Source organism: Streptomyces silaceus (assembly GCF_001419745.1).
GTDB lineage: Bacteria > Actinomycetota > Actinomycetes > Streptomycetales > Streptomycetaceae > Streptomyces > Streptomyces silaceus.
The window spans coordinates 1-26,954 of record NZ_LIRJ01000071.1; the positions used below are offsets into that span (position 1 = coordinate 1).

The 26,954-nt window shown below is 73.5% G+C and carries 24 protein-coding genes and 1 pseudogene; 16 read left to right on the forward strand and 9 right to left on the reverse strand.

The window, feature by feature from the left end:
- Positions 1-13 precede the first annotated feature (13 nt).
- From AOK22_RS40760 to secD, 10 genes are all read left to right on the forward strand, one after another.
- Complete coding sequence (locus tag AOK22_RS40760; RefSeq protein ID WP_244164720.1) at positions 14-142, forward strand: DUF4111 domain-containing protein; 129 nt, start codon at positions 14-16, stop codon at positions 140-142.
- 229 nt (positions 143-371) lie between these two features.
- Positions 372-1,700, forward strand: a complete 1,329-nt coding sequence (locus AOK22_RS08325; protein WP_055697948.1) for an ABC transporter substrate-binding protein — start codon at positions 372-374, stop codon at positions 1,698-1,700.
- Positions 1,697-2,671 carry a carbohydrate ABC transporter permease gene (locus AOK22_RS08330; protein WP_055697949.1) on the forward strand — a complete coding sequence of 325 codons (975 nt, stop codon included), beginning with the start codon at positions 1,697-1,699 and terminating at the stop codon, positions 2,669-2,671. The genes AOK22_RS08325 and AOK22_RS08330 overlap by 4 nt, the downstream gene beginning before the upstream one ends.
- A gap of 13 nt (positions 2,672-2,684) precedes the next feature.
- Entirely contained in the window at positions 2,685-3,497 is an 813-nt protein-coding gene (locus AOK22_RS08335) for a carbohydrate ABC transporter permease (RefSeq protein WP_055697950.1), read from the forward strand.
- A gap of 60 nt (positions 3,498-3,557) precedes the next feature.
- The gene (locus tag AOK22_RS08340) at positions 3,558-6,761 is read left to right on the forward strand and encodes a glycoside hydrolase family 38 N-terminal domain-containing protein (RefSeq protein ID WP_055697951.1); all 3,204 of its coding nucleotides are present in this window, start codon (positions 3,558-3,560) and stop codon (positions 6,759-6,761) included.
- Positions 6,762-6,826: 65 nt separating this feature from the next.
- Positions 6,827-8,545: a class I mannose-6-phosphate isomerase gene (locus tag AOK22_RS08345; protein WP_055697952.1), complete on the forward strand. Its 1,719-nt coding sequence runs from the start codon at positions 6,827-6,829 to the stop codon at positions 8,543-8,545.
- On the forward strand, positions 8,542-9,405 hold the full coding sequence (locus AOK22_RS08350) for an ROK family protein (protein WP_055697953.1): 864 nt from the start codon (positions 8,542-8,544) through the stop codon (positions 9,403-9,405). The genes AOK22_RS08345 and AOK22_RS08350 overlap by 4 nt, the downstream gene beginning before the upstream one ends.
- A 90-nt stretch (positions 9,406-9,495) precedes the next feature.
- Positions 9,496-10,563, forward strand: a complete 1,068-nt coding sequence (locus AOK22_RS08355) for a LacI family DNA-binding transcriptional regulator (RefSeq protein ID WP_055697954.1) — start codon at positions 9,496-9,498, stop codon at positions 10,561-10,563.
- Positions 10,564-10,664: 101 nt separating this feature from the next.
- The gene (locus AOK22_RS08360) at positions 10,665-11,036 is read left to right on the forward strand and encodes a hypothetical protein (protein WP_055697955.1); all 372 of its coding nucleotides are present in this window, start codon (positions 10,665-10,667) and stop codon (positions 11,034-11,036) included.
- Between the two features lie 89 nt (positions 11,037-11,125).
- A complete protein-coding gene (gene secD / locus AOK22_RS08365) occupies positions 11,126-13,456 on the forward strand; it encodes a protein translocase subunit SecD (RefSeq protein WP_055697956.1) in 2,331 nt (776 codons plus the stop codon).
- A gap of 142 nt (positions 13,457-13,598) precedes the next feature.
- On the opposite strand, the gene AOK22_RS08370 is transcribed toward secD, so the two are convergent.
- Positions 13,599-14,195 carry a TetR family transcriptional regulator gene (locus tag AOK22_RS08370; RefSeq protein WP_055697957.1) on the reverse strand — a complete coding sequence of 199 codons (597 nt, stop codon included), beginning with the start codon at positions 14,193-14,195 and terminating at the stop codon, positions 13,599-13,601.
- 111 nt (positions 14,196-14,306) lie between these two features.
- Between AOK22_RS08370 and AOK22_RS08375 the strand changes: the two genes are divergently transcribed.
- On the forward strand, positions 14,307-15,239 hold the full coding sequence (locus AOK22_RS08375; protein WP_055697958.1) for an oxidoreductase: 933 nt from the start codon (positions 14,307-14,309) through the stop codon (positions 15,237-15,239).
- A 108-nt stretch (positions 15,240-15,347) separates the two neighbouring features.
- Here the strand turns inward: AOK22_RS08375 and AOK22_RS08380 are convergent, their stop codons facing one another.
- The 3 genes from AOK22_RS08380 to AOK22_RS08390 form a co-directional block, all read right to left on the reverse strand.
- The gene (locus AOK22_RS08380) at positions 15,348-16,190 is read right to left on the reverse strand and encodes a DUF1206 domain-containing protein (protein WP_055697959.1); all 843 of its coding nucleotides are present in this window, start codon (positions 16,188-16,190) and stop codon (positions 15,348-15,350) included.
- Between the two features lie 99 nt (positions 16,191-16,289).
- Positions 16,290-16,625, reverse strand: coding sequence for an STAS domain-containing protein (locus AOK22_RS08385; protein WP_055697960.1), 336 nt, complete (start codon positions 16,623-16,625; stop codon positions 16,290-16,292).
- Positions 16,626-16,889: 264 nt separating this feature from the next.
- Positions 16,890-17,864, reverse strand: coding sequence for a helix-turn-helix domain-containing protein (locus tag AOK22_RS08390; RefSeq protein WP_055697961.1), 975 nt, complete (start codon positions 17,862-17,864; stop codon positions 16,890-16,892).
- Between the two features lie 70 nt (positions 17,865-17,934).
- Between AOK22_RS08390 and AOK22_RS08395 the strand changes: the two genes are divergently transcribed.
- The gene (locus tag AOK22_RS08395; protein ID WP_055697962.1) at positions 17,935-18,270 is read left to right on the forward strand and encodes a cupin domain-containing protein; all 336 of its coding nucleotides are present in this window, start codon (positions 17,935-17,937) and stop codon (positions 18,268-18,270) included.
- Between the two features lie 28 nt (positions 18,271-18,298).
- Here AOK22_RS08395 and AOK22_RS08400 read toward each other — a convergent pair whose 3' ends face one another.
- Positions 18,299-19,759: an aminotransferase-like domain-containing protein gene (locus AOK22_RS08400; RefSeq protein WP_167357840.1), complete on the reverse strand. Its 1,461-nt coding sequence runs from the start codon at positions 19,757-19,759 to the stop codon at positions 18,299-18,301.
- A gap of 125 nt (positions 19,760-19,884) precedes the next feature.
- Between AOK22_RS08400 and AOK22_RS39570 the strand changes: the two are divergent.
- Together AOK22_RS39570 and AOK22_RS42570 are read left to right on the forward strand one after the other, a co-directional pair.
- Positions 19,885-20,589: pseudogene (locus tag AOK22_RS39570) on the forward strand (Tm-1-like ATP-binding domain-containing protein); the annotation flags it as partial.
- 77 nt (positions 20,590-20,666) lie between these two features.
- The gene (locus AOK22_RS42570; protein ID WP_244164718.1) at positions 20,667-21,161 is read left to right on the forward strand and encodes a phosphoenolpyruvate hydrolase family protein; all 495 of its coding nucleotides are present in this window, start codon (positions 20,667-20,669) and stop codon (positions 21,159-21,161) included.
- Between the two features lie 56 nt (positions 21,162-21,217).
- Here AOK22_RS42570 and AOK22_RS08410 read toward each other — a convergent pair whose 3' ends face one another.
- The 4 genes from AOK22_RS08410 to AOK22_RS08425 all read right to left on the reverse strand — a co-directional run bounded on the left by AOK22_RS08410 (position 21,218) and on the right by AOK22_RS08425 (position 24,350).
- Complete coding sequence (locus AOK22_RS08410; protein ID WP_079036435.1) at positions 21,218-21,871, reverse strand: M23 family metallopeptidase; 654 nt, start codon at positions 21,869-21,871, stop codon at positions 21,218-21,220.
- Between the two features lie 81 nt (positions 21,872-21,952).
- Complete coding sequence (locus tag AOK22_RS08415) at positions 21,953-23,098, reverse strand: FAD-dependent oxidoreductase (RefSeq protein WP_055697964.1); 1,146 nt, start codon at positions 23,096-23,098, stop codon at positions 21,953-21,955.
- Between the two features lie 43 nt (positions 23,099-23,141).
- A complete protein-coding gene (locus tag AOK22_RS08420) occupies positions 23,142-23,849 on the reverse strand; it encodes a TetR/AcrR family transcriptional regulator (protein WP_055697965.1) in 708 nt (235 codons plus the stop codon).
- A gap of 78 nt (positions 23,850-23,927) precedes the next feature.
- Complete coding sequence (locus tag AOK22_RS08425) at positions 23,928-24,350, reverse strand: MarR family winged helix-turn-helix transcriptional regulator (protein ID WP_055697966.1); 423 nt, start codon at positions 24,348-24,350, stop codon at positions 23,928-23,930.
- A 176-nt stretch (positions 24,351-24,526) separates the two neighbouring features.
- Between AOK22_RS08425 and eno the strand changes: the two genes are divergently transcribed.
- Both eno and AOK22_RS08435 read left to right on the forward strand, forming a co-directional pair.
- The gene (gene eno / locus AOK22_RS08430) at positions 24,527-25,852 is read left to right on the forward strand and encodes a phosphopyruvate hydratase (protein WP_055697967.1); all 1,326 of its coding nucleotides are present in this window, start codon (positions 24,527-24,529) and stop codon (positions 25,850-25,852) included.
- Positions 25,853-25,935: 83 nt separating this feature from the next.
- Positions 25,936-26,928 carry a phosphotransferase family protein gene (locus tag AOK22_RS08435; protein ID WP_055697968.1) on the forward strand — a complete coding sequence of 331 codons (993 nt, stop codon included), beginning with the start codon at positions 25,936-25,938 and terminating at the stop codon, positions 26,926-26,928.
- Positions 26,929-26,954 lie beyond the last annotated feature (26 nt).

Consider the following 26,954-nt stretch of genomic DNA (forward strand, 5'->3'; position numbering starts at 1 on the left):
CGAGCACCGGCCGGTGCTCGCGCGCGCCCGCGCCGTCTATCTCGGTGACGAGGAGGAGCGCTGGGAGGACCTGCTGCCGCAGGTGAAGCCGCACGCCCAGTACGTCGTTCAGGAGATCGAGCGCCTGACTCCGGGCCACTGAAGGGGCGTGCCACGGAGGGGAGTTGGGGCGGTGTGCGGCCCGCGGTCGCCGAGCACGTCCCCTTCGGCCCCGAGGCGCGGCCCTTTCGGCCGCAAGGTGTGTGCCCCCTTCGGCCGCAAGGCGTGGCCCCTTGACGCGAACCATTGACATCCGACGCACCCGCGGTGATGCTCCATGACGCCCGTGTTAACGATAACAACGGGCTGAGGCACGCCTGAGGGAGTCATCCATGTCAGGTAGTCGTCATCCTTCGCCGGGCGGTCCGGCCCTGTGGCCGAGTGGCCCGAAGTCCTCGGTGTCCCGCCGCGCCCTGCTCCTGGCCGCCGCTGCCGCGCCCCTCGCCACCGCGTGCGGCGCCGCGGAGGGGCAGCCTCCGGGCCGGGTCGCCGTCCTCGGCGACAGCGCGGCGTGGGAGAAACCGATGGCCGCCGCGGGCGCGGCGATGAAGTCGGTGGCGGCGCTGCGCCTGGTGCCCGAGGTCAACCCCTCCCTGGAGTCGTTCGAGCAGATCGTCAAGTCCTCGCTGCGGACCAGCAGGACACCGGACATGCTCAAGTATTGGTCCGGGTACCGTTTGCAGGACCTCGCCCGCACCGGCGGCATCGTCGACCTCACCCGCCAGTGGGACCGCGCCGCTGCCAAGGGCTGGGTCGACACCTCGCTCCGCGACGCGTTCACCTACCGCCGGCGTGTCTACGGCCTGCCGATGAACCTCGCGTACTGGGTCGTCCACTACAACCCCGAGGTCTTCCGCGAGCACCGGCTGCGCGCCCCGCGGACCTGGGCCGGATTCCTCGCCGCCTGTGCGCGCCTGAAGAAGGACGGCGTCACCCCGCTGCACGGCACGGCCGACGGGCGCTGGCCCTCCTTCATCTGGTTCCAGGAGATCCTCAGCCGCCAGGACCCGCGCTTCTACCAGAACCTGATGAACGGCCGCGAGCGCTACACCGACCCCCGCGCCGAACGCGCCCTGCGCACCATCGCGTCCTTCTTCGACAAGGACTGGTTCACGCCCATGGACATGAACCACAACGACGCGGCCGCCGCGATGCTCCACGGCAAGGTCGGCATGGTGCCCTGCGGCACCTGGCTCGGCTCCACCCTCGCGGCGGCGGGCGGCAGACCCGGCGAGAACGTCGGCGCGTTCGTGCTGCCCATGGCCGACTCCTCGGCCCGGCCCAGCGTCATCTTCGAGTCCAGCGCCCTCGTCGCCACCGTCAAGGGTCCCGACCGCGCCGAGGCGATCGAGGCGACCGGGAACTGGCTGCACCCCAAGGTCATGACGGCGTTCTCGCACACCCTCCAGGACGGCTGCCCCAACCCCGAGGTCGAGCCCGCGAACCCCGTGATCAAAGGACTCGCCAAGCAGGTGCGCGGCGACAAGCTGTGGCTGCTCAACCGGTTCTGGGAGCAGGGCCCGCCCGAACTCGTCGAGGCGACCGTCGACGACCTCGCCGGATTCCTGCTGGACCCGTCGTCGTACCGCACGACGCTGCGGACCATGCAGGACCGCGCCGACGATGCGTGGAAGGTGTGGCGGGAGGCGGAGGAGACATGACCGGGACCGTGACCCCCGCGCCCGGCGCGGCGAAGCCCGCACGCGTCCGCCGCCGGGTGCCGATCCGCACCCCGCACCAGGCCGCGAAGGCGGGCAGCGGCAGGCTCGGCGGCCCCCTCGCCGCCCTGCCCTGGGCGCTGCCCGCCTTCGTGTTCGTCGGCGTCCTCCTCGTCTACCCCTTCTTCCGCGGCGTCTACGGCAGCTTCTTCGAGGACAACGGCTTCACCAGCAGCTTCACCGGGTTCGACAACTACGCGCGGCTCACCGACGACCCCGTCTTCGGCCGGTCCGTGCTCAACACCCTGATGTGGGTGGCGGGCACCCTGCTGCTGCCGGTGCTCGCCGGACTCCTCATCGCCGTGGCCACGCACCGGACGCGGTTCGGCGGCATCGCCCAGCTCGTCGTCGTGCTGCCGTTCGCGGTCTCGGGCGCCGCCACCGCCGTCCTGTGGAACTTCATGCTCACCTCCGACGGCGCGGTCAACCAGGTGCTGCGCGGCGTCGGCCTGGACGGGTGGACGCAGACCTGGCTCCTGGAGTGGCCGCAGAACACCCTCGCGATGATCGTCGCGAGCACCTGGCAGGCGACCGGCCTGAATGTGGTCCTCTTCGCGATCGGGCTGCGCGCCATCCCGCGCGAGACCGTCGAGGCCGCCGCACTGGACGGCGCGAGCGGCTGGCGCATGTTCCGGTACGTCACCCTGCCCCAGCTGCGCGCCGTGACCGTCGTGGTGGTCGGCATGGCCATCGTGAACAGCCTCAAGGCCTTCGACATGATCTGGATCCTCACCAAGGGCGGCCCGTCCCGCTCCTCGGAGACCCTCGCGCTGAGCATGTACCGCGAGACGTTCCGGCTGTTCCACGTGGGCTACGGCTCGGCGATCGCGCTCGTCCTCTCGGTGATCGTCGTCGCCTCGTCCTGGATGTATCTGCGCCGCCAGATGCCCGACACCGGCACGGCGAAGAGCTGAGGAGGCGAGTCGCATGGGGCGCGCGGTACGCAACGCGTTCGTCGCCGGATGCGTGGTGCTCTGGCTGGTCCCGCTCTACCTGCTGATCGTCAACGCCCTGACCCCGGCGGCCGAGTACGCGGGCAGGCCCGAGTGGAGGGTCCAGGGCTTCGCTCTGTGGGACAACGTGAAGACGGCCTGGGACGTCGCGGGCATCGGCGAGAGCTTCCAGGCCTCGCTGCTCTACGCCGTCGTCTGCGGACTCGTCGCCGTCCTGGTCGCGGCGATGGCGGCCTTCGCGGTCGTCGTCCTGCCCATCCCGAAACCCGCGTTCTGGTTCTGGCTCATCTACTCCGGCACGCTCTTCCCGCTCCAGATGTTCCTCGCCCCGCTCTTCGGCCTGTACGCGGACGCCGACCTGTACGACACCCGGCTCGGCCTGATGCTCGTCTACACCGCGTGGGCGGTGCCCTTCGCCTTCTTCCTGATCCGAAATCAGATGACGCAGATGTCACCGGAGCTGACGGAGGCCGCGCTGATCGACGGCGCATCCTTCCAACGGATCTTCTGGCGCATCCATGTGCCGCTGATGAAGGCGGGCCTCGGCGCGGCCTTCATCTTCCAGTTCACGGCCGTCTGGAACGACCTGCTGCTCGGCATCACCCTCAGCCGCAGCCCCGACGTCCAGCCGGTCATGGCCGCCCTGACCACCCTCAACAACGCCTACGCCTCGTCCGGACCGCCCGTCATCCTGGCCGGCGCGCTCATCGTGTCCGTGCCGACGCTCCTCCTCTTCCTGGTGTTCCGCGGCCTGTTCCTGCGCGGCATCACCGCGTCCGCCCGCTGACCGACCCCACCGCATCCGCCCGCCGACCCGACCCCACCGCCTTCCCCGGGAGCGATCCGCATGACGACACGGGCACTGGTCCGCACCACCGACTGGGACAACGACCGGATACGCGACAGCCTGCGGTCCAGTGTGGTGAGCGCGGAGGGCGGCCTGCCGGACGGCACCACGCTGCGCCTGACCGAGGAGCCCCTGCTGCGCCGCGCCGACGACGGCACGCTCCTGCAGTCGCTGCGCGTCGAACCCGTCAACGGCGCGGCGCTGCCCGAGGAGTTGAGCGTACGTACGGAGTCCGGCACCCCTCTGCGCTGCGAGCGCGTCGCCGGGCCCGGCCGCTCGGCGCGGCTCCTGCTGCCCGCCGTCGCCTCCGCCACCCGCGTCACCGTCGGCCGCCCCGGCGACCGGGACGGCATCGACGTACCCCTGACCCCGCAGCGTCAGTGGACCCTGCACCTCGTCCACCACTCCCACCTCGACATCGGGTACACCGACCCGCAGGGCCGTGTCCTCGCCGAGCACCTGTCGTTCCTCGACTCCTGTCTGGAGCTGACCCGCGCCACCGACGACTGGCCCGCCGAGTCGCGGTTCCGCTGGTGCGTCGAGTCGCTGTGGTCCTTCCGGCAGTGGGCGGACGCCCGCCCCGCCGAGCAGGTCCAGGAGCTGGTCCGCCGGGTCCGCGAGGGCCGCATCGAGCTGACCGCGCTGCCGTTCAACCTGCACACCGAGACCTGTTCCACCGACGAGCTGCACGAACTCCTGCGCCTGGCCCGCGAGGTGCGCGACGCGCACGGCGTCGACGTCACCTCCGCCATGCAGACCGACGTGCCCGGCGCGGTCGTCGGGCTCGTCGACGCGCTCGCGGCGGCCGGCGTGAAGTACCTGTCCGTGGCGCACAACTGGGCCGGACGTTCCGTGCCCCACCTGGTGGGCGGCGAGAAGCTGCCCCGCCTCTTCCGCTGGCGCGCCCCCAGCGGCAACAGCGTCCTCGTGTGGGTGACCGACACCCCCCACGGCCTCGCCTACATGGAAGGCCCCCTTCTCGGCTTCGACACCGCCTACGCCGACGTCGACGACCTGCTGCCCGCCTACCTGACGTCCCTGGCCACCCATCCCTACCCCTACCGCGGCGGCATCTTCGGCTGGGCGATGGACCACACCGAGGTCAAGCGCGAGCCCTACCCCTGGGACGTGCTCCACCTGCGCGTCCAGGGCACGTTCGGCGACAACGCGCCGCCGCGCCGCATCATCGCCGACACCGTCCGCCGCTGGAACGAGACCTGGGCCTACCCGCAGTTGCGGCTCTCGCGCAACGAGGACTTCTTCACCGACGCCGAGGCCAGGCTCGGCGGTGAGATCCGGACCTTCGAGGGCGACTGGACCGACTGGTGGGCCGACGGGGTCGGCTCAGGGGCGCGCCCGCTGTCCCTGGCCAGGACCGCCCAGTCCGTGGTCGCCGACGCCCAGACCATCGGCACGTTCGCCGCCCTCCTCGGCGCCACGGGGGCCGAGGACGACAGCGCGGACGCCGCCGGGGTCTACGAGGCGGTGTCGCTCTTCGACGAGCACACCTGGGGCGCCGGCGACCCGTGGACGCACGGCGACGAGGGCGGCCACTCCGGCGAGCACCAGTGGCACTGGAAGTACGGACAGGCCATGCGCGCCCACGACGACGGCGAGGCGCTGCTGGCCCGCGCGAGCGCCCGCCTCGGACAGCGGCTCGCGGCCTCGCCGGACGCGGCCGCGACGTACCACGTCGTCAACACCTGCTCCTGGACGCGTACCGACGTCGTCCGCGTCTTCCTGCCGGAGAGCACCGTGCCCCTGGAGCGGCGCGTGAGCGTCGTCGACGCCCGCTACGGGCGCCCGCTGGCCCACGAGGAACGGCCGCAGACCAACGACGACCACCGCGACGCCGGGCGTTTCCTGCTCGTCCGCGTCGACGACGTGCGGCCCGCGGGGACCGTGCGCCTGGACGTCGTCACCGAGGCCGACGACACCGGCCGGGACGGGCGCACCACGACCGTGAAGGCCGCCACCGGATGGAACCCGACCGGCGGCACCGAACGCGAGGACCCCGCCGAGTCCGCCGCCGCGGCGCTCGCCCACCCCGACCCGACGCTCGTGGAGAACGAGCACCTCGCCGTCCGCGTCGACCTCGCGCGTGCCTGCGTCGCCTCCGTCGTCGACAAACGGACCGGCCGCGAACTCGTGCGCGAGGACGCCATCGTCGGCTTCAACGGCTACGTCCACGACAGCTACACCACCGCGGGCGCCTTCAACCACAACTCCAGCCGCACCACGGCCTCCGACCGTCTCGAACACCTCGGTGCCCGCGCCGTGGCCCCGCCCGCCGCGCTCATCGCGCGGCGCTCCACCGCCACCGCCGAGTCGATCACGTACGAGACCCGCCCGGCCGGCGCCAACCGGCTGCGCACGACGCTCACCCTGCCGCACGGCGTGGCCCGCCTGGACATCGAGAACCGGCTCGACAAGGACGCCCGGCTGGGCAAGGAGAGCGCCTACTTCGCGTTCCCCTTCGCCTTCGACGACCCGGCCGTGCGCATGGAGGCCTCCGGCGGTGTCACCGGCAGCGGACTGCCCGTCGTTCCGGGCTCCGCGCTGCACATGCGGGCGGTGCGGCGCTGGGTGACGCTCCAGGAGGACGGCCTCGCGGTGGCCTGGTCCACCCAGGACGCGCCGCTCGTCCAGTTCGGCAACATCGCCCTGCCCTACGCGCCGTTCCCCAGGACGATGGCCCAGGACGAGCCCGCCACCGTCTTCTCCTGGATCCACAACAACCTCTGGGACACCAACTTCCCCAGCGAGCAGGGCTTCGAGTTCACCTTCCGTTACAGCCTGGCCAGCGGCTCCACCGCCGACGGCCTCGGTCCGGCGACGGCCGCGGCATGGAGTCGCCCGATGCGCGCCGTCCGGGCGAGGGGGATCCCGGGCGGCGCGGCGGACGGACACCGCTTCGCCGACCTCGGCGACCCACGGATCCGGCTCGTCGGCGCCACCGTGCCACGGACGGGACAGGTCCTGCTGCGGCTCCAGTCGTTCGCCGAGGAGCCCGTGGCCTGCCCCGTGCGCGCGCACTTCCCCTTCGCCGCCGCGCACCGCGCCGACTATCTCGGCACGCCGGGCGGTCAACTGGCTTGTGCGCAAGGTGAGGTGGCGGTCGACGTGCCCGCGCTCGGCACCGCGGCGGTCCTCTTCATCCGCCCCGACGCGTCCCCCTCCGCGGATCCCTTCGTACGTCCCTGAGAACCGCCCCCGTCCCTGACGACCGCCCCGACCCTTGGTCCCGTACGTCGTACGAAGGAGAACGTGTGTACCGGCTCGACCCCCGCTATGCCCCCGCGCCGGGGACCGTCCTCGCCACCGGCTGGCAGGCCGTCGCCGCGCAACTGCCCCACGGATCGGCGACCGTGGCCGTCGACGGGCCGCCGACGGTGGACTGGGACGCCCTCGCCGTACGGCTCACCGAGGAACTGGCCGCGCTCGGCACCACCGTGCGCACCCTCGACCTGCGCACCCACCACGCCCTGCCCACCGAGGTGCGCCGCCGCACCGAATCCGCCCGGGACACCGAGGACCCCTACTACTGCCGGCTCGCCGAGACCCCGCTGCGGGACCTCTTCGACGAACTGCCGCGCCCCGCCCCGCCGACGGGCCGCGAACTGCTGCTCGTCCACGGCCCCGGCGCAGCCCTCCTGCCGCACGACCTGCTCTGGTACGCCGACTTGCCCAAGCGGTACGCCGAGGCGGCCGTCGCCGCCGGAACCGGCCGCAACCTCGGACTGCCCGGCGAGAGGCCCGAGTTGCGGCGTCTCTTCTACGTCGACTGGCCCGTCCTCGACCGCCATCGCGACGCCCTCGCGCCCCGCGTCGACGGCTGGCTCGACGTCCAGGACGGCGACCGGCCGACCTATGTCGACGGCGACGGGCTGCGCGCCTCCCTCTCCTCGCTCGCCCGCCGCCCCGTGCGCACCTGCCCCTACTTCAACTCGACGCCCTGGGGCGGGCATTGGGCGCAGCGCAGGCTCGGCTTCGCCCCCGGCGCCCGCAACACGGCCCTCGGCTACGAACTCATCGCCCCCGAAGCGGGCGTCGTCATCGGCACCCACGCGGGACAGCGGGCCGAGATCCCGTTCCAGCTGCTGTGCGTCCTGCACGCCGATGACCTGCTCGGACCGGCCGTCAGCGCCCGCTTCGGCACGTCCTTCCCGATCCGCTTCGACTACCTCGACACCGTGGGCGGCGGCAACCTCTCGGTGCACTGCCACCCCAAAGAGCCGTACATGAAGGAGCGGTTCGGCTGGTCCTACACGCAGCACGAGACGTACTACATGGCCCTCGGCCGCCCGGACACCCGCGTCTTCCTCGGCCTGCGCGAGGACGCCGACCTGGACCGCTTCCGCAAGGAGATCGAGGAGGCCGCGCACGACGGGGTGCCCATGGACCCCGAGGACCACGTCATGACCTTCCCCGCCCACCAGGGCCGCCTCTTCATGATCCCGGCCGGCACCCCGCACGCCAGCGGCGCGGGCAACCTCGTCCTGGAGATCAGCGCCACCCCCTACCTCTACTCCCTGCGCTTCTACGACTGGCTGCGCCCCGACGCCGACGGCAGGCCCCGCCCGCTCCCGTACGAACACGGCCTCGCCAACCTGGAGACCGGCCGCCGCGGCGCCGCCGTCGCACGGGACCTCGTGCAGGAGCCGCGCACCCTGCGCGAGGGCGCGGGCTGGTACGAGGAACTCCTCGGCGCGCTCCCGGAGATGTTCTACGAGGTCAGGCGCCACACCCTGGAGACCGACGCCGTGGCCGACGACGACACCGAGGGCCGCTTCCACGTGCTCAACGTGGTCGCGGGCGAGGGCGTCATGCTGACCACGGGCGCGGGCGAGCGGCATCTCCTGTCGTACGCGGAGACGCTGACCGTGCCCGCGGCGGTCGGCCCCTACCGGCTCGCGGCGATCGGTGAAGGACCGGTCCGGGTCGTCAAGGCGCTGGTGCGGCGGGACCCGCCCGGCGAGCACGTATGAGGCCCGTCCTGGAGATCGGCGGCACCCATGTGACGGCGGCCCTCGCCGATCCCGCGACGGCGAGCGTGACGCGGCGGGTGCGCCGCCCGCTCGATGCGCGGGGAACGGCCGAGCAGATCCTCGGCGCCGTCGTCCGCTGCGCCGGCGAACTGGACGCCCCCGCCGGCCAGGCGTGGGGCGTCGCCGTGCCCGGTCCCTTCGACCACGCCGAGGGCATCGCCCGCTTCAGGGGCGTCGGCAAGTTCGACGACCTCTACGGCGTCGACGTGCGGGCGGCCCTCCTCGACGGCATCCGGCCGCGTCCCGCGCAGGTGGTGTTCCTCAACGACGCGCACGCGTTCCTGCTCGGGGAGTGGCGCTGGGGCGCCGCGCGCGGCCACCACCGGTGCGTCGGCATCACTCTGGGCACGGGCATCGGTTCGGCGTTCGCCGTCGGCGGCGACGTCCGCCACGACGGGCCGGGCGTGCCGCCGCAGGGCCGCGTGGATCTCGTCACGGCGGGCGGCCGGCCCCTGGAGGACTCGGTGTCCCGGCGCGCGATCCTCGCGCGCTACGGCGCCGGGGCGGACGGCGCCCTGGACGTGAGTGACATCGCGGACCGCGCGCGGGCGGGGGAGCGGCGGGCGCGCGACGTCCTCGACGGCGCGTTCGCGGTGCTCGGCGCCGTCCTCGCGCCCTTCCTGCGGCAGTTCGACGCGACGTCGCTCGTCGTCGGCGGCGCCATGGCGGCCTCCTGGGACCTGCTCCGTCCCGCGCTGCGCGCCGGGCTGGGGGATACTCCGGTCACGCTGCGCGTCGCGGCGCTCGGCCAGGACGCGGCGCTCGTCGGCGCGGCGGCGCACGCGTCCGCGGCGCACTGAACCGGCGCCGCGCACCGCGGTGCCGCCCCGCACACCTGCTCCCGGCACACGCGCCCTTCGTGTCGAACGGAACGGAAGGACACCCGCACCATGCCCGGACCGCAGGATCCGCACCGCGGTCGGCCGCGGCGCGACCCCACGAGCGGTCAGCCCACCCTGCGCGACGTCGCCGAGCGCGCCGGCGTCAGCGCGATGACGGCCTCCCGCGTACTGCGCGACGACCCGCAGGTGCTGCCCGCGACCCGCGAGCGCGTCCGTGCCGCGGCCGACGCCCTCGGCTACCGCCCGAACGAGGTCGCCCGCAGTCTCCGGCTCGGGCGCGGCAGCGGTCTGGTCGGACTCGTCGTCACCAACCTCGCCAACCCCTTCTACTCGCGCCTGGCCCTCGGCGTGGACTCCGTGGTCGCCGGGCACGGCCTCAAGACCGTCATCGGCAACACCGGGCAGGACCCGGACGCCGAGCGGGAACTCGTCGCCGACCTCGTGGCCCGCCGCGTCGACGGCATCATCGCCGTCCCCGCGGGCGCCGAGCAGCGCCACCTCGCCGCGGCGGCGGCCGACGGCGTACCCGTGGTGCTCGCCAGCCGCCCGCCCGAGGGCTTCGCCGCGGACTGCGTCCTGGTCGACGACTTCGGCGGCGCCCGCGCCGCCACGGCCCGCCTCCTGGACCGCGGCCACCGCCGCATCGGCTTCATCGGGTCACCGCCCGCCGTGCACACCGGCACGGAGCGGTTGCGCGGCTACGCGGCCGCCCTCGCCGGCGCGGATCTCTCCGTCGACGCCCGTCTCGTGCGCCAGGGCCAGACCGAACCGGCCGAGGCCACGCGCGCGGCGGCCGAGCTCCTCGCGCTGCCCGACCCGCCCACCGCGCTGTTCTGCTCCAACAACCGCAACACGATCGGCGCGTTCCGCGCGATCCGTGCCCTGGGCGCCGCCGGCGGACCGGATGTCGCCCTCGCCGGCTTCGACGACTTCGAACTCGCCGACGCGCTCGGTATCGCCCTGACCCTCGTCGCGTACGACAGCGACGAACTCGGCCGCGCGGCGGGCCGCCTCCTCGCCGGGAGGCTGGCGGACAGGAGGTCCGGGGCCGCTGCCGCGCCCCGGCCGGCCCGCCGGATCGTGGTGCCCACCAGCCTGGTGGAACACGGAATCTGACGTTTTCGCGGAACGCGGAACGGTCCGGGGTGGCCGGTGCGTTGAGCAGGGCGGGGCCACGCCGTGCGCACCCGACGAGCACCGAGGGGACGGGGGAACGCGTGCCGCAGCAGAGCCGCTCCGCGCGCCTGGCCGTGTCCGCGCTGACGTTCGTCGTCACGGTCCTCACCCTGTTCGTCCCGTCCGCTGCGGCGGTCGGCATGCCGGGCGACGCACCGCTCGACCGGCACACGGTGGCGGCGCACGCCGGAGAGGCACCGGGGCCGCACGACATCCCCGCGCTCCACGTCGCCGTCACGCACCGGCCCGACGCCCACATCCCGGGTCCGCAGCCGTCGGGCCCGCCCCGCACGGCCGTCGACACGGCGCCGCACGGCGCCCTGGGCGGGCCCGACGCCCGCCCTTCGGCCGCGCCCGCGCCACCGCTGTGGGCGCTCGCCACGGCCGCCCCGCGCGGCCCTCCCCACCGATGAGCACGCAGACCCTTCACGACGCCTGACCCGGCGCCCACCGCGCCGGACGGTCACGCGTCCCCCAGTCCTGCCCTCATCGTGGAGAACACATGTCCCGCGCACCCGTGTGGCGGGCGATCGTGGCGCTCGCCGCCGTCGCCCTGTCCCTGTACATCGCGCTCACCCAGTCCGCCCGCCTCGGCCTCGACCTGCGAGGCGGCACCCAGATCGTCCTGGAGACCCAGGACACCCGCGACGTCAAGGCCGACGCCGCGTCCACCGACCGCGCCCTGGAGGTCCTCCGGCACCGCGTCGACGCGCTCGGCGTCTCCGAACCCGGCATCGCCCGCTCCGGCGAGAAGCGCATCATCGTCGAACTGCCCGGCGTGCAGGACCCGCGCAAGGCCGCCGAGGTCATCGGCCGCACCGCCCAGCTCACGGTCCACCCGGTCACGGGGGAGACGCCCGGCAAGGGCACGGCGAAGCCCGCCGCCGACGGCTCCCGCACCCTGCCCGACCCCGACCGGCCCGGCAGCTTCCTCACCCTCGGCCCCACCGCTCTCACCGGCGAGGGGGTCAAGGACGCCGAGGCGGTCCTGGACCAGCAGTCCCTCAACGGCTGGATGGTCTCCCTCGACTTCCGCAAGGGCGCGGGCGACACCTGGGCGAAGATCACCGGCGACGCGGCCTGCGCATCCCAGGGCGCGCCCGAGCGGCGCGTGGCCATCACCCTCGACAACAAGATCATCTCGGCTCCGGGCGTCAACCCGGACGTACCGTGCGACGTCGGCATCACCGGCGGATCCACGCAGATCAGCGGCAACTTCGACCAGGCGGAGGCCCGCGACCTGGCCGCGCTCGTCAAGGGCGGCGCGCTGCCCGTGCCCGTGGACGTCGTCGAACAGCGCACCGTCGGCCCGACGCTCGGCGCCGACGCCATCGAGGCGAGCACCTGGGCCGCCGTCATCGGCATCGCCCTGACCGCGCTGTTCATCACCCTCGTCTACCGCCTCATGGGCGCGCTGGCCGCCCTCGCCCTCGCGCTGTACGGCCTCATCTCGTACGCGGCCCTGGTGGCGCTCGGCGCGACGCTCACCCTGCCCGGACTCGCCGGGTTCGTGCTGGCGATCGGCATGGCCGTCGACGCCAACGTCCTCGTCTTCGAACGCGCCCGGGAGGAGTATCTCGGCGTCCGCTCCACGGACCTGGCCAAGCCCGTCCGCACGGGCTTCGCCAAGGCGTGGAGCGCGGTCGTCGACTCGAACGTGACGACGTTGCTCGCCGCCGGACTGCTGTTCTTCTTCGCCACCGGACCGGTCAAGGGCTTCGGCGTCACCCTGTGCATCGGCGTCCTCGCCTCGATGCTCACCGCGCTGGTCATCACCCGCGTCCTCGCCGACTTCGCCGTCGCCCGGACCTTCGTACGCAAGCGGCCGGGCCTGACCGGCATCGCCGCCACGGGCCGCGTGCGCACCTGGCTGGCCCGCCGCGACCCGAACCTGGTGCGCCACCGGCGCCGCTGGCTCGGCGCGAGCGCGCTCCTGGTCGCCGTGGCCGTCGCGGGCATCGTGGTGCGGGGCCTGGAGTTCGGCGTCGAGTTCACCGGCGGGCGGCTCGTCGAGTACAGCACCAGCAGGCCCGTCGACGCCGACACGGCCCGTGGCGCCGTCTCGGACGCGGGCTTCCCGCGCGCCGTGGTCCAGGAGTCCGGGGACGGCGACATCACCGTGCGCACGGAGCGCCTCACCGACGCCGAACAGCAGCGCGTCAAGGACGCCCTCGCCGAGCCCGGCGGGACCGTCACGGTCGAGCGGGACGAACAGATCGGCCCGAGCCTCGGCAGCGAGCTGCGGCAGAAGGCGCTGATCGCCCTCGGCATCGCGGTCGCCGCGCAGCTGATCTATCTGAGCGTGCGGTTCCGCTGGACGTTCGCGACGGCGGCCGTCTCCGCGATGGTCCATGACGTCGTGCTGGTGGTCGGCCTGTTCGCCTGGCTCGGCAAGCCGGTCGACAGCGTCTTCCTCGCCGCGCTGCTCACCGTGATCGGCTACTCGGTCAACGACACGGTGGTCGTCTTCGACCGCGTGCGCGAGGTGCGACGCCGCGACCCGCGCCGCGCCCTGGAGGCCACCGCGAACCGCGCGGTCGTCCAGACGCTGCCGCGCACCGTGAACACGGGCATGGGCGCGCTGTTCATCCTGGCCGCGCTGGCCGTGCTCGGCGGCGACTCGCTCGCCGACTTCTCGCTGGCGCTGATCGCCGGGGTCGTGGTCGGCATGGCGTCGACCGTCTTCACGGCGGTCCCGATCGCCGTCGCCCTCGAAAGCCGCAACCCGGCACCGCCGCCCGCCCGCGGCCGCCGCACGCGGGAGGTCCCGGACGGCTACAGCCCGTTGGAGGCGCGCAGGCGCAAGGAGAGGGGGACGGGCGCGGTCGTCTGAGACCGCGCGGAACATCCTGAACCAGTCCCGGAGGCGGGGCCCTGCCGCGTGACAGGGCCCCGCACGCGCACGCCCCGCGTAGGGCGTCAACGGCACGCGGTCGTCGGCGCCGGGCAGTACGTCCGTCGACCGCGTGCCGGGGCTACCGCGCCCCGACGGCGTCCAGCGCGGGGGAGACCACCTCGAAGGCCCGGTCGAGCAGCTCTGCCGGGTCCTCGGTGCCGTCGCTCGTGCTCCAGCGCTGGAGCACGGCGTCGAAGGCGTTGAGCGCCATCCCGGCGGCCAGCCGCGGGTACAGCTCCGCCGCGGGGTCGAGGTCCAGGCGGTCGGCCAGCTCCGCGGTGAGTTCGTCCCGCCACTGAGCCTGCCGCTCCAGGAAGCGGCCGAGCAGGGCGGGCGTGCCGAGGATCAGCTGCACCACGCGAAGCGCCCGGTCGGAGTGGTCGGAGCAGGCGGCGAGCGGAACCCGGACCGCGTGCAGCAGCGCGGCGGAGGGGCGCTCCTCGGCGGGGCGGTCCGCGAGCTCCGCTCGCATGCCGGCGCCCATGTCGGCCAGGAACTGGACGACCACGTCCTCCTTGGACGCGAAGTACCGGAAGAACGTGCGCCGCGAGACGCCGACGGTGGCCACGATCTCGTCGATGGTGACCGCGTCGTACCCCTTGAGCGCCAGCAACTGCAGCGCCGACTCGGTCAGTTCGTCCGAGACGAGGCGGCGTTTGCGCTCGGCGAGGGTCATGGAGGGTCGGGAACTCACCCGGCCATCGTACACGCTCCCCTTCACTTCATGCCCTGAATGGCACTCGGGCGCTCATTGACACTCAGTGCCAACGACGGCAGCATGTGTCGCATGACGCAGCAATGGACCACCGACCACATCCCGGACCAGACCGGCCGGGTCTTCGTCGTCACCGGCGCCAACAGCGGTCTCGGCCTGGCCACCACCCGCGAACTCGCCCGCAAGGGCGGGCTCGTGATCCTCGCGGTGCGGAGCGAGGAGAAGGGCCACAGGGCCGTCGAGGCCATCACCGCCCAGCAGCCGGACGCCCGCCTGGAGGTGCGCCGCCTCGACCTCGCCGACCTCGACTCCGTCCGCGCCTTCGCCGGCCGGCTGCGCGCCGACCATCCCCGGCTCGACGTCCTCGTGAACAACGCCGGAGTGATGGCGCCGCCCCGCTCGCTGAGCGCGCAGGGCCACGAGCTGCAGTTCGCCGCCAACCACCTGGGGCACTTCGCGCTCACCGGCCTGCTGCTCGACACGCTGGCCGCCGGGCCCGACTCCCGTGTGGTGACGGTCAGTTCGGTGAACCACCGGCAGGCGCGCCTGTTCTTCGACGATCTCGACGGCGAGCGCGGCTACAGGCCGATGGCCTACTACAACCAGTCGAAGCTCGCCAACGCCGTCTTCGGTCGCGAGCTCCACCGGCGCCTGACCGCGGCGGACAGCCCGGTGCGCAGCGTCCTCGCCCACCCGGGTTACACCGCGACCAACCTCCAGCACGACGGTCCGATCGGCCTGTGGCGCGTGCTGCTCGGCCGCATCGGCAACCCGCTCTTCGCCCAGGGCCCGGCCGCCGGCGCGCGGTCGCAGCTGTTCGCGGCGACCGATCCGGGTGTCCGGGGCGGGGAGTTCATCGGCCCCGACGGAATGGCCGAGCTGCGGGGCGGGCCGAAGCGGGTGGAACTGGCCCCCGGCGCGGCCGACGAGGAGACGGGTCGTCGATTGTGGGAGGTGTCGGAGGAGCGGACCGGGGTGCGGTTCGTGTTTCCGGCGGCGGTGTGACCCGGGGCGTCTGGCCGTGAGGTGTCCGGCGGGGTGTCGACGATCGCGCGGTGGGCGGCCGCCGGATTCATGCCGTGCGCGTCACGGGAGCCTGCTCCCGGCCCTACGTCAGAGCTTGCGCCAGCGCGCGTTCACCCACGAGAAGAGTCCGAAGGCGGCGAGGCCGACGGCGATCAGCGCGAGCAGCCAGGGCCCGGCGCCGGTGTCGGCGAAGGAGCGCAGGGTGTCGTCGAACCCCTTGGCCTCGCCGGGTTCGTGCTGCAACGCGGCCGCGACGGCGAAGCCCCCGGCGACCGCGAACACCATGCCCCTGGCGGTGCCGCCGACGACCCCGAGGACGTCGGCGCCCCGGCGCACCCGCCGCGACATCTCGGCCGACCGCAGCCGGTCGCGGAACTTCCGCAGCAGCGCGCGCCCGGCGATCCAGAGCCCCGCCCCGACCACCCCGGCGCCCGCGGCGGCGACGATCCACTGGCCGCCGGGCCAGTCGAGGGCCTTGGCGGTCACGTCCTTGGTCTGCCGGTCGCTCGACCCGCTGCCGCTGCCCTCGTCGCCCGCCGCGAACGCCAGGACGGAGTACGCCACGAAACCGTAGAAGAGGAACCGCCCGGCCGACATCGCCCGCTTGCTCGCCTTGCGGCCGTCGGGGCCCGCCTGCCCGAAGCACGCTTCCGAGAGCCGCCACAGCGCCATCCCGGCGAGGGCCGCGCCGAGCAGCCAGAGCATGACGTTCCCGAGCGGCTTCTCCGCCAGCTCGGCCAGGGCGCCGCCTCGGTCCGCCTGGCGCCCGTCGTCGTCGAAGAAGGCGATGCGCAGCGCCAGCGCGCCGATGAGCAGGTACAGCACTCCGCGCCCGACGAACCCGGCGCGCGCCACCGCGGCGACGCCGCGGCCCTTCGCCGCACGCCGGGCCAGGCGCTTTCCGTCCTCTGTCACCGCGGGGAGACTCATGGATGCCAAGTGCCCCGGGCGCCGCGCTTCATGCGCCGGGGCTTCCCGTGCTTCCTGTGCCGGAGTCCTCCCGCCCGGTGGTTCTCGGCTTCGGACGGGTCAGCGGAACCCGCTTCTCGCGCCCGTCCGCCCGCAGGGGACCGGCGCGCAGGCGGGCACCGTGAACGCCTGGTCGAGAGAGGTGATCCGCAGCAGACGCCAGTTGCGGGCGTTGCCGGGGACGAGCCACACGGTGCCGTCGTTCCCGGTGACCTGCCGTCGGATCCGGACCAGCAGCCGCAGGCCGCCGGCGTCCATGAACGACACGTCGCGCAGATCCACGACGACCCGGGGGCCGGCGCGGTCGAGGAGTGCCGTTACGCGGGGGGTGAGCTCCTGGTCGGCCCAGGCATCGAGTTCACCCCAGAACGCAAGGACATCAGTGCCGTTCACCACGCGGTGGCGCAGGCCGAAGGTGAAGTCGGCGGTGCCCGTTTCCCAGTCCAGCAGTGTCCTTACTCCTTAACAGAGAGTAGTCAAAAAAGGGTGGCGCGGCGTACGAAGACCGGCGCCGGACGCCACCGGGGTCCTGGGCGGCACCGAGGTCATACGTCCATCGTTCCCGCTCAGCGCCGTTCGTACCCTCGTTCGGCGGGGAGATTGGAGCGGATGTGAAACTGATGGAAGGTCAACTCCGTGACTACGCAGAGTAGTTGTCGGTCAGTGGGGATCTTGGGGAGCGGTGCGGAAGGCCCGACGGTAACCGCCGGGTGTCGTGCCCAAGGCGCGCAGGAAACGCCTGCGGAGATTCGTCGCCGACGACAGCCCCGAGCGCCGGGCCACCGCGTCCAGAGGGAGGTCGGTCGACTCCAGCAACTCTCTTGCCAGGGAGATGCGTTGGCCGAGCAGCCACTGGCCGGGGCTGACGCCCACCTGGTCGGCGAAGCGCCGGGCCAGCGTACGCGCCGAGACGCCCGCGTGCGCCGCGAGGTCGTCCAGGCCGATCGGCTCGGCGAGGCGCTCCGCCGCCCAGGCGAGCAGCGGGGCGAGCGAGCCGTCGAACTGGGCGGGATGCGCGGGCGCCGCGTACTGGAGCTGGCCGCCTTCGCGGTGCGGCGGCATCACCATGTTCCGCGCGACGCGCGCGGCGTACGCGGCGCCCTGGTCGGCACGCACCAGGTGCAGGCACAGGTCCACGCCCGCGCCGGCCCCCGCGCTGGTGGCCACGTCGCCGTGGTCCACGTACAGCACGTCGGGATCGACCTCCACGGCCGGGAAACGCGCGGCGAGTTCGTCCGCGAGGGCCCAGTGGGTGGTCGCGCTCCGCCCGTCCAGCAGCCCCGCGTGCGCGAGGGCGAAGGCGCCGGAGCAGATGCTGATCAGCCGCGCGCCGCGGTCGTGCGCGCGCCGCAGGGCGTCCGCGACGGCGGGGGAGGGGGCCTCGTCCGTGGGGGTCCAGCCCGGGACGACCACGGTGTCGGCCCGGTCGAGCGCGTCGAGGCCGTCGGTCACCGCCATGTCGTACCCGGCACGCGTCGCCAGGGGACCCGGCCGCTCCGTGCAGACGCCGAACACGTACCGCGTGCTGATGCCGCGCCGCTCGATCCCGAACACCTCGGCCGCACAGGCGAGTTCGAAGGTGGACTGGGGCTCGTGGACGAGGGCGACGACACGGTGCGGGGCAGCGGGGCTCATGGCAGGAAAGTACCGTGCGACGACTTTTCTGACACTCGGCGGGGCGGACGCGGCCCGACAGGCTGGTGCCATGACGACAGAACAGAACACCGCGTCCGGCTACGTCTGGTCGGCCGTGCAGGACGCCCCCGCCCGGGAACTCTTCCCCGGTATCCGCCTGCGCTCCCTGTGGAAGGGAGCCGACGGCGCGCACGCCCACGTACTCGAAATGGATCCGCGGTCCCGGTGGGAGGGCATCGACGTGCACGAGCCGGGACCCGAGGAGGTCTACGTGATCTCCGGCGTCTTCAACGACGGTGAACGCGACTACCCGGCGGGCTCGTTCATCCACGCGCCCGCGGGCTCCTCGCACATTCCGCAGACGACGACCGGCTGCACGCTGTTCCTCTTCTACCCCGAGGGATAGCCCCGCGCCCTGCCCCGCCGGGGCAGGGCTACGCCCGGCTGCGCTCCGCGCACTCCAGGAGCGTCGGCAGCGCCCGTTCCAGCACGTCGACGCCGTGTGCGTACGGCAGCCTGAGCCGGTCGCGGAAGCCGTCCACCGCCGAGAACGCGGAGCCCGGTACGACGGCCACACCCCGGCGCCGCGCCAGCTGCGCGAGCGCCTCCGTGTCGGCGCCCGGCACACGCACCCACAGTGCCGGGCCGCCGGCGGGCGTGTCCCACTCCCAGCGCGGCGCGCGTCTCCGCAACAGCTCCTCCGCGCCCGCCCGTTGCTCGCGCAGCACGGCGCGGCGCGCCGCCCGTGCCTCCGGCAGCCGCCCGAGCAGCCGCACCGCCACCAGCTGGTCCACCACCGGACACGACAGGTCCACCGATGTCTTGATCTTCGCCAGGCGCGCCACGACCTGCGGCGACGACCGCACCCAGCCCACCCGCAGCCCGCCCCAGAACAGCTTCGACAGCGTCCCGACCGTGATCGTCGACGCCGACGGGAGCCGGGCCGCCAGGGGCACCGGCGCCCCGTCGCCCGCCAGCCCGAGCTCCGCGCACGCGGTGTCCTCCACGGTGAACAGCTCCCGCTCGCCGAGCGCCGCCGCCCACCGGCGCAGCGCCGCGTCGTCCAGACTGCGGCCCGTCGGGTTGTGCACGGCCGGCTGCAGATAGACGAGCCGGGGCCGCACCGACGCGGCGAGCCGCCGCACGGCCGCGGCGTCGGAGCCGTCGTCTCCCGCCCCCGGACGGTCGCCGCCGACCGGCACGAGCCGCGCGCCGCGCGAGCGCAGCGCCTCCAGCGCGCCCCGGTACGTGGGGTTCTCCACCACGACCGTGTCGCCCGGGTCCACCAGCGCCTGCGCGACCAGCCACACCGCCTGCTGGGAGCCGGAGGTGACGAGGATCTGGTCCGCGTCCGTGGGCACCCCGGCCGCGCGGTAGTACGCGGCGACGCCCTCGCGCAACGCGGGCAGCCCGTAGGGCACATAGCCGTCGCCCCGCAGCAGCGGCGCGAGGTCCGCGCCCGACAGCGCCCCCACCACGTCACCCACCGCGCCGAGCCCCTCCAGCGCCCCGCTCGTCAGATCCGCGGGGCCCTGCGAAGCGGCCTCGCCCGCCGTTTCCGCGCCGCCCGCCCGCGCGTCGAAGCTGGCGAGCCGCCCCTCTCCCACGCCCCGCTCCAGCGACCCCGAACCGCGCAGTCGCGACCCGCTGCCCCGGCGGCTCTCCAGCCAGCCCTCGCTCTCCAGGAGGCTGTACGCGGCCGTCACCGTGGAGCGGCTCACGCCCAGCACGAGCGCCAGCTCCCGCTGGGACGGCAGGGTGGTGCCGGGCGCCACGTCCGCCCGCTCGGCCAGCTCCCGCAGCGCGTCTGCGAGCCGGCGCGGCAGCGGCCCCGAGCCCTCCGCCGACCAGCCGGTGAGCAGCCGCGACAATCGGGCCGCCGGGATCTTCGCCATGCCCCCGTCCTCCCGCACGCCGGCTCGTCCCACGCGCAGGCCAATCGGCCCCCACTGGTCGTTGTCACGGGCACGGACCGGCCGCAGGATCGGCAGCACCGCGCACATGAAGGAGTGTGAACGACATGGCGACCGTGGTCCTGGTCGGAACGCTGGACACCAAGGGCGAGGAGTACGCCTGGCTGCGGGAACGGCTCCGCGAGTACGGCAGCGACGTCCTGATCGTCGACACCGGCGTCCTGCCGCCGCCCGACGGGGGACCCGTCGCCGACGTGCCGGCCGACACGGTGGCGCGCGCCGCCGGACACGAGCCGGCCGACCTGCGCGCCGCCGGCGACCGCGGCGCCGCCGTCGCCGCGATGGCCGAGGGGGTGACCCGTGTGGTCCTCGACCTGTACCGCGAGGGCAGGCTGCACGCGGTGCTCGCCGCGGCGGGCAGCGGCGGCTCGGCCATCGCGGCCCAGGCCATGCGGGCGCTGCCCATCGGCGTACCGAAGGTCCTGGTCAGCACCATGGCGGGCGGGGACGTGGCGCCGTACGTCGACAGCAGCGACCTCACGATGATGTACAGCGTCGTCGACGTGTCCGGCATCAACTCCGTATCGCGGCAGGTCCTCGGCAACGCGGCCGCCGCCGCGGCCGGCATGGCCCGGCGTCAGGAGCGCGGGCACGAGGAACTCGCGGGCCCGCGCCGCAAGGTCGTCGCCGCCACCATGTTCGGCGTGACCACCCCGGCCGTCGACGCGGCCCGCGCCCGGCTCGCCGAACTCGGATACGAGGTCCTCGTCTTCCACGCCACCGGCGCCGGGGGACGCGCCGTCGAGAAGCTCGCCGCCGACGGCCTCCTGGACGGCGTGCTCGACCTGACGACCACCGAACTCGCCTCTTCCTCGACCAGCTCAAGGCCATGGGTTTCGCCGGCGTGCAGAACTTTCCCACGGTCGGCCTGTACGACGGCACGTTCCGGGGCAACCTGGAGGAGACCGGCATGGGATACGGCCTGGAGGTCGACATGGTCCGCGCCGCCCACGAGCGGGACCTGCTCACCGCGCCCTACGTCTTCGACCCGGAGCAGGCCGCCGACATGGCGCGGGCGGGCGCCGACGTGCTCGTCCCGCACGTCGGCCTCACCACGAAGGGTTCCATCGGCGCGGGCACCGCGCTCACCCTCGACCAGGCCGCGGCCGCGGTCCAGGCGATGCACGACGCGGCCAAGGCCGTGAACCCGGACGTGCTGGTGCTCTGCCACGGCGGCCCCATCGCCGAGCCGGAGGACGCGCGGTACGTCCTCGAACACACCACCGGCATCGTCGGGTTCTTCGGCGCCTCGTCGATCGAACGCCTGCCCACGGAGCGGGCCATCGTCGACCAGACGCGCGCGTTCAAGTCCCTGGGGTCCTGAGCTCCCGGAACGCGGTCGCCCCGCCTCTCACCGGACCCGCTCCGACGGGTCCGCGGTCACCAGAGGCGGGCGCCCCGCCGGGCCAGGTACTTGAAGGGACTCACGTCGGAGCCGTAGTAGCGCCGGGCCCGGATCTCCAGATGGAGATGGGGCCCGGTGGCGCGCCCGGTGGCACCGCTGCTCCCGAGCCGCGCACCGGTGCCGACGCGGGCACCCCTGCGCACGCCGATGCGCGACAGGTGCGCGTACACGGCGAAGTGCCCGTCCGGCATCCGTACGGTGACGGCGTTTCCGTACGCGCCCGACCAACTGGCCAGCACCACGGTCCCGCCGCCCACCGCGTACACGGCGGTGCCCTGCGGGACCGCGAGGTCGATGCCGGTGTGATACCCGGCGAGCCAGTCGCCGCGCACGCCGTAGTGCGTGGTGATCCGGTAGTGCCGCCGCAGCGGCAGAGCACACCGTCCCGGCGGCCCGACCGGGGCCATGCCGCGTTCCTCGTCGACGGGGAACTCCGCGTCGGCGTCGGCGAGTGCCGCCTCGAACCCGGCGTCGTAGGTGGCCGTGCAGGAGTCCTCGGACTCCGAGGCCGCGACCGGGCCGGCTGCCCCCAGGGAGAGCGCGCCGCCCGCCAACAGCACCGCGGCCATGCCCAGTGCGTCACGTCGTGTGGTGCCCGCTTCGCGCGGGCCGTCTATGTGGTAGCACATCTCAGCCAGCACACATCTCGCCGCCGGGGAACGCACGTCGACTGCGCCATCCGGTGTACGGCGGGGCGCGGGGCGCAGGGGTCAGTGGCCGGTGGCGCGCAGGCCGCGGAACATGTCGGTGAGCGGGGCGGGGGCCTCGGGATGGAAGATCACGTCGAGGGCACGGGCGGATTCGCCGGCCATCTCGCCGGCCCGGGCGAACATCTCCTGTTCGTAGGCGCGCACACCGGCGCAGTGGTCGTCGGGGTGGGCGAGGAGGTGGCGGGCGAGTTCGGCGCCGTCGAACAGGGCGAGGTTCGCGCCCTCGCCGGCGAAGGGCGACATCAGGTGGGCCGCGTCCCCCAGGAGTGTGACGCCGGGGCGGCTCTGCCAGGTCAGTCCGGCGGGCAGTGCGTGGATCCAGCGGGGGGTGAGCGGCCCGTCGGCGTCGGCGATCATGCGCCGCAGGGCGCTGTCCCAGTTCGGGAAGTGCGCGAGCACGGCCTGCTTCGCCGCGGCGGTGTCGGCGAAGTCGATGGTGCCGAGCCATGCCTCGTCGGCGCGCAGGGCGACATAGAGGTGAAGGCTGCCGTCCGTCTCGCGGTGGGCGAGGAACCCCTTCTCGTCGCCGAGGGCGAAGAACATGCCGCCGCCGATGAGCGCCGCGGCCTCGGGGTGCCGTCGGTCGGCGTCCTCGAGGTCGAGTTCGACGAAGGAGATGCCGCTGTAGGCGGGGCGGGCGTCGGTGAGCAGGGGGCGGACCCTGGACCAGGCACCGTCCGCGCCGATCAGGAGATCGGTGGTGAAGACGCTGCCGTCGGCGAGGGCGACCTCGTGCCGGCCGTCGCCCAGCGGGCGCGCCTGCGTGACCTTGGAGCCCCAGCGCACGGCGCCGTCGGGCAGCGAGCCGAGGAGGAGGTCGCGCAGGTGGCCGCGGTCGATCTCGGGCCGGGTGCCGGCGGAGTCGTCTGCCTCCTCGTGGACGACGGCGGCGTGCTGGTCCAGCACGCGCAGCGCCTGGCCGCCGGGGTGGACCTTGGCCAGGAACGCGTCGTGCAGCCGCGCTTGGCGCAGGGCCTGCTGGCCGGTGTCGTCGTGGATGTCGAGCATCCCGCCCTGGGCGCGGGCGTCGGCGGAGGGGTCGAGGTCGACCACGGGCGCGTCGATGCCGTTGACGTGCAGGACGCGGGCGAGCGTCAGGCCGCCCAGACCGCCCCCGACGATGGCGATGGGGTGGTGCGGATTCATGCCTCCACGGTAACGAACATGTTCGTGACGAACAAGTTCGTGCTTACTCTCCCGATGTCCCGTCTGCCGTCGCCTCTACGGTCACGGGAGTGGACTGAATGCCGTTGACCAGCATGTTCACGCTCCAGAGGCGACGCTCGGAGGGGGTGCCCGAGACGAGGTTGCCGGCTTGCGCGCGCACGTGCGGGTGCACCTCGGGGGAGGCCTCGGCGAGGTTCTGGCGCAGCCGTGCCCAGTCCTGCTCGGCGCGGGAGTCCTCGCGGCGGGCGGAGTGCTCGGCGGCGGACGAGGTGGCGCTCTGCAGGAGGAGGTCGACGCCCCAGGCGGCCTGGCGGTCCGGTACGCCGCCTTCGGCGAGCAGCGCGAGCAGCGTGTCGAGCAGGGTGAGGTAGTTGTCGCCGGACGGGCGGGCGCTCAGGGCGGACTGGGCGAGCGCGGGGTGGGCGAACAGGACCTCCTCGTAGCTGGCGAGGACGGCGTCGAGGCGGGTGCGCCAGTCCGCGCCGACGGGGGAGGAGTCCAGCTCGACGCGGCCCAGGAGCCGGTCCAGGATCTCGCCGTGCAGCTCGGCGGTGTTGGCGACGTAGACGTACAGCGATGCCGGGCCGGTGTCCAGGGCCTGGGCGAGGCGGCGCATGGTGACGCGTTGCAGGCCCTCCCGCTCCATCAGGGACACGGCGGTGTCGATGATTCCCTCGCGGGTGAGGGCGGGCTTGGCGGGGCGCTCGCGGCGGCTCTGCGGGGTGGGCATGCCCCGAGTCTAGGCTCGGGCGTGTTCGGGACGAACGCGTTCGTGCCTGGTCGGGGCGGTCTCGTCGAGGCGGTGGCGCTAGCGGGTGGCGAGCCGCTCCAGCAGCGCGGCACTGCGTGCGAGCAGCGCCCGCTCCTCGTCGGTGAGTTCGGCGTCGATGGCCTGCGCGAGCCAGCCGGCCCTGCGGCCGCGCTCCGCTTCGAGTGCCGCCCTGCCCGCGTCCGACAGCTCCACGAGCGACTTGCGGCCGTCCGTGGGGTGCGCCCGGCGCGTGATCAGCTTCTGTTCCATGAGCAGCCCCACCGCGCGGGCCATCGACTGGGGGCGTACGCGTTGGTCGGCGGCGAGGTCGCTGGTGGTCATGGCGCCGTCGCGGTCGAGCGTGCCGAGCACGGCGACCTGTCCGACGGGCATGCGGTCCTCGTGCTTGACGCGTCGGGTGAGCTTGCCCATCGCGGTGCGCAGTTCGGCGGCGATGGCGGCGGCTTCCGAGGTGGGCATAGGGCACTTTATCCCGTTGACCAGCATGGCTGCGCATCTGACCTGCACAGCCATGCTGTGCAGCCATGCTGCGCAGCAAAACTGAACAGCATTGCTGTAGGGTTCGGCGTTGTCGGGCTCAGCGCCAGCGTTGTCGCAGCCAGGGGCACGGCATACGACAACGGGAAGGAACTCCCATGTCCGCAGAGGCAGCTGGAGCCGTCGGCACCGCCACCGAGACCGGCGCCACGATGGAGACGGTCACCGCCCGCCGGATCATCGACAGCCGGGGCAACCCCACGGTCGAGGTCGACGTCGTCCTGTCGGACGGATCCCTGGGGCGCGCCGCCGTCCCCTCCGGGGCCTCCACCGGCGCCCGGGAGGCCGTGGAGCTGCGCGACGGGGACTCCGCGCGCTGGCACGGCAAGGGCGTCGACCGCGCGGTGGCCCATGTCAACGGAGAGATCGCGGCGGCCGTGCGCGGCCGGGACGCGGCGGACCAGGCGGGCCTCGACGCCGCGCTGGTCGACCTCGACGGCACCCCCACGAAGTCCCGGCTCGGCGCCAACGCGGTCCTCGGCGTCTCCCTCGCCGCGGCCAAGGCCGCCGCGGCGGCCCGCCGCCAGCCCCTCTACCGCTACCTCGGCGGCGCGGACGCGCACCTGCTGCCGCTGCCGATGATGAACATCGTCAACGGCGGCGCCCACGCCGACAATCCGCTGGACTTCCAGGAGTTCATGATCGTGCCCGTGGGCGCGGACTCCTTCGCCGAAGCGGTCCGCATGGGCAGCGAGGTCTTCCACACCCTGCGCCGGGATCTGCTGGCCGCCGGACACTCCACGGGCGTCGGCGACGAGGGCGGCTTCGCGCCGGCGCTGCGTACCGCCGAAGAGGCGCTCGACTTCGTGATGACCGCGATCGAGCGCACCGGCTACCGCCCCGGCGCGGACATCGGCCTGGTCATGGACCCGGCGTCGTCGGAGTTCTTCCGCGACGGCGTCTACGACTACGCGGGCGAGGGCGTGCGCCGCACCCCCTCCGAGAACGCCGACTACCTGGCCAAGCTCATCGACGCCTACCCGATCGTCTCCATCGAGGACCCGATGGCGGAGAACGACCTGGACGGCTGGCGCGAGCTGACCGCCCGCGTCGGCGACCGCTGCCAGCTCACCGGCGACGACGTGTTCTGCACCAACGAGACGCTGCTGCGCGAGGGCATCCGCACCGGCGTCGGCAACTCGGTCCTGGTCAAGGTCAACCAGATCGGGACCCTGACCGAGGCGCTGGCCGCGGTGGCCACGGCCCACCAGGCGGGCTGGACGGCCGTCATGTCGCACCGCTCGGGCGAGACGGAGGACACCACCATCGCGGACCTGGCGGTGGCGACCGGCTGCGGCCAGATCAAGACGGGCTCGCTCTCGCGCTCCGACCGCACGGCGAAGTACAACCAACTGATCAGGATCGAGGAGGAGTTGGGTGACGCGGCCCGCTACGCGGGCGGCTCCGTCCTGCGCCGGGGATGACCGGCGGCAGATCCTGACCGGCCCGCACGCCGCTCCACATAATCGAACTGCGTCGCACCGCTTCCTGATGATGCAATGGCGCGGTGACCGAACACGACGAGGTGGCGGCCGTCCAGCCGCAGACACTGGCCTGGGTACGCCGACACCTGGAGGCCGGCGAACGGATCCTCGGAATCGAGGCGTTGCGCGGCGGAATCAGCGCGGAGATGCGACGGCTGACCATCGGCACGTGCGACGGCGGCACGCGTGACCTCGTTCTGCGGAGCTTCGTGGACCCGTTCTCTGTGGCGCGCGCCGAGGACGCGCTGGACAGGGAGGCCGGCGCCCTGACCCTGCTCCCGGGGTCCGGGGTGTCGGCGCCGGAACTGGTCGCGGTCGACGCGACCGCCGAGCAGTGCGCGTACCCGTCGCTGCTCATGACGCATCTCCCGGGCCGGACGGTGCTCGGTGACGAAGGGGAGGGCGCGGGAGATGCCGGAGATGCGGGATTGGAGAGGCGGGTAACCCTGCTGGCCCGTCAACTCGTGGCGATCCACACTCTGCGCCCCGCCCAACGGCCCCGGGAGTACGAGGCGTTGACGACCGCCGACACCGTCGTCGTCCCCCAGGGCGCCGACGCGGCGGCGTGGGCCGCGGCGACCGACGTGATCCGCAGGCCCACGCCGCCCTACGAAGGGCGCTTCCTGCACCGGGACTTCCAACCCGGCAACGTCCTCTTCGACGTGCCGTCCTCAGGGGCAGGAGAGGCGCGGATCACCGGCGTCGTCGACTGGGCGCAGACGTCCTGGGGCCCGACGGACCTCGATGTCACCCACTGCTCCACCGTCCTCGCGGTGCTGCACGGGCCGGCATGGGGTCAGCGGTTCTCCGAGGCGTACGAAGAGGCCGGCGGAGTACTCGCCGCGGACGCGCGGGAACGGCAGTACTGGCAGGTGCGCGACGCCCTGGCCTTCTCGGAGGACGTGCGCGCGGTGGCGCAGGCCTGGCAGGAGGCGGGCAGGAAGGACCTGACGGCGCGCGTGGCGGAGGAGCGGCTGGACGCGTACGTCACAGCCCTGATGGGGATGCCGGGCTGAGCCCGACGGCGGGTCCGGACACCCGG

What these genes read in the sequence shown, in the direction of transcription:
- AOK22_RS08425 (WP_055697966.1), bottom strand. Translation starts at nt 24,350, where the DNA reads ATGCCCACCTCGGAAGCCGCCGCCATCGCCGCCGAACTGCGCACCGCG.
- AOK22_RS08410 (WP_079036435.1), bottom strand. Translation starts at nt 21,871, where the DNA reads ATGTGCTACCACATAGACGGCCCGCGCGAAGCGGGCACCACACGACGT.
- AOK22_RS08400 (WP_167357840.1), bottom strand. Translation starts at nt 19,759, where the DNA reads ATGGCGAAGATCCCGGCGGCCCGATTGTCGCGGCTGCTCACCGGCTGG.
- AOK22_RS08350 (WP_055697953.1), top strand. Translation starts at nt 8,542, where the DNA reads ATGAGGCCCGTCCTGGAGATCGGCGGCACCCATGTGACGGCGGCCCTC.
- AOK22_RS08420 (WP_055697965.1), bottom strand. Translation starts at nt 23,849, where the DNA reads ATGCCCACCCCGCAGAGCCGCCGCGAGCGCCCCGCCAAGCCCGCCCTC.
- AOK22_RS08415 (WP_055697964.1), bottom strand. Translation starts at nt 23,098, where the DNA reads ATGAATCCGCACCACCCCATCGCCATCGTCGGGGGCGGTCTGGGCGGC.
- secD (WP_055697956.1), top strand. Translation starts at nt 11,126, where the DNA reads ATGTCCCGCGCACCCGTGTGGCGGGCGATCGTGGCGCTCGCCGCCGTC.
- eno (WP_055697967.1), top strand. Translation starts at nt 24,527, where the DNA reads ATGTCCGCAGAGGCAGCTGGAGCCGTCGGCACCGCCACCGAGACCGGC.
- AOK22_RS08355 (WP_055697954.1), top strand. Translation starts at nt 9,496, where the DNA reads ATGCCCGGACCGCAGGATCCGCACCGCGGTCGGCCGCGGCGCGACCCC.
- AOK22_RS08390 (WP_055697961.1), bottom strand. Translation starts at nt 17,864, where the DNA reads ATGAGCCCCGCTGCCCCGCACCGTGTCGTCGCCCTCGTCCACGAGCCC.
- AOK22_RS08330 (WP_055697949.1), top strand. Translation starts at nt 1,697, where the DNA reads ATGACCGGGACCGTGACCCCCGCGCCCGGCGCGGCGAAGCCCGCACGC.
- AOK22_RS08375 (WP_055697958.1), top strand. Translation starts at nt 14,307, where the DNA reads ATGACGCAGCAATGGACCACCGACCACATCCCGGACCAGACCGGCCGG.
- AOK22_RS42570 (WP_244164718.1), top strand. Translation starts at nt 20,667, where the DNA reads ATGGGTTTCGCCGGCGTGCAGAACTTTCCCACGGTCGGCCTGTACGAC.
- AOK22_RS08370 (WP_055697957.1), bottom strand. Translation starts at nt 14,195, where the DNA reads ATGACCCTCGCCGAGCGCAAACGCCGCCTCGTCTCGGACGAACTGACC.
- AOK22_RS08380 (WP_055697959.1), bottom strand. Translation starts at nt 16,190, where the DNA reads ATGAGTCTCCCCGCGGTGACAGAGGACGGAAAGCGCCTGGCCCGGCGT.
- AOK22_RS08335 (WP_055697950.1), top strand. Translation starts at nt 2,685, where the DNA reads ATGGGGCGCGCGGTACGCAACGCGTTCGTCGCCGGATGCGTGGTGCTC.
- AOK22_RS08340 (WP_055697951.1), top strand. Translation starts at nt 3,558, where the DNA reads ATGACGACACGGGCACTGGTCCGCACCACCGACTGGGACAACGACCGG.
- AOK22_RS08325 (WP_055697948.1), top strand. Translation starts at nt 372, where the DNA reads ATGTCAGGTAGTCGTCATCCTTCGCCGGGCGGTCCGGCCCTGTGGCCG.
- AOK22_RS08395 (WP_055697962.1), top strand. Translation starts at nt 17,935, where the DNA reads ATGACGACAGAACAGAACACCGCGTCCGGCTACGTCTGGTCGGCCGTG.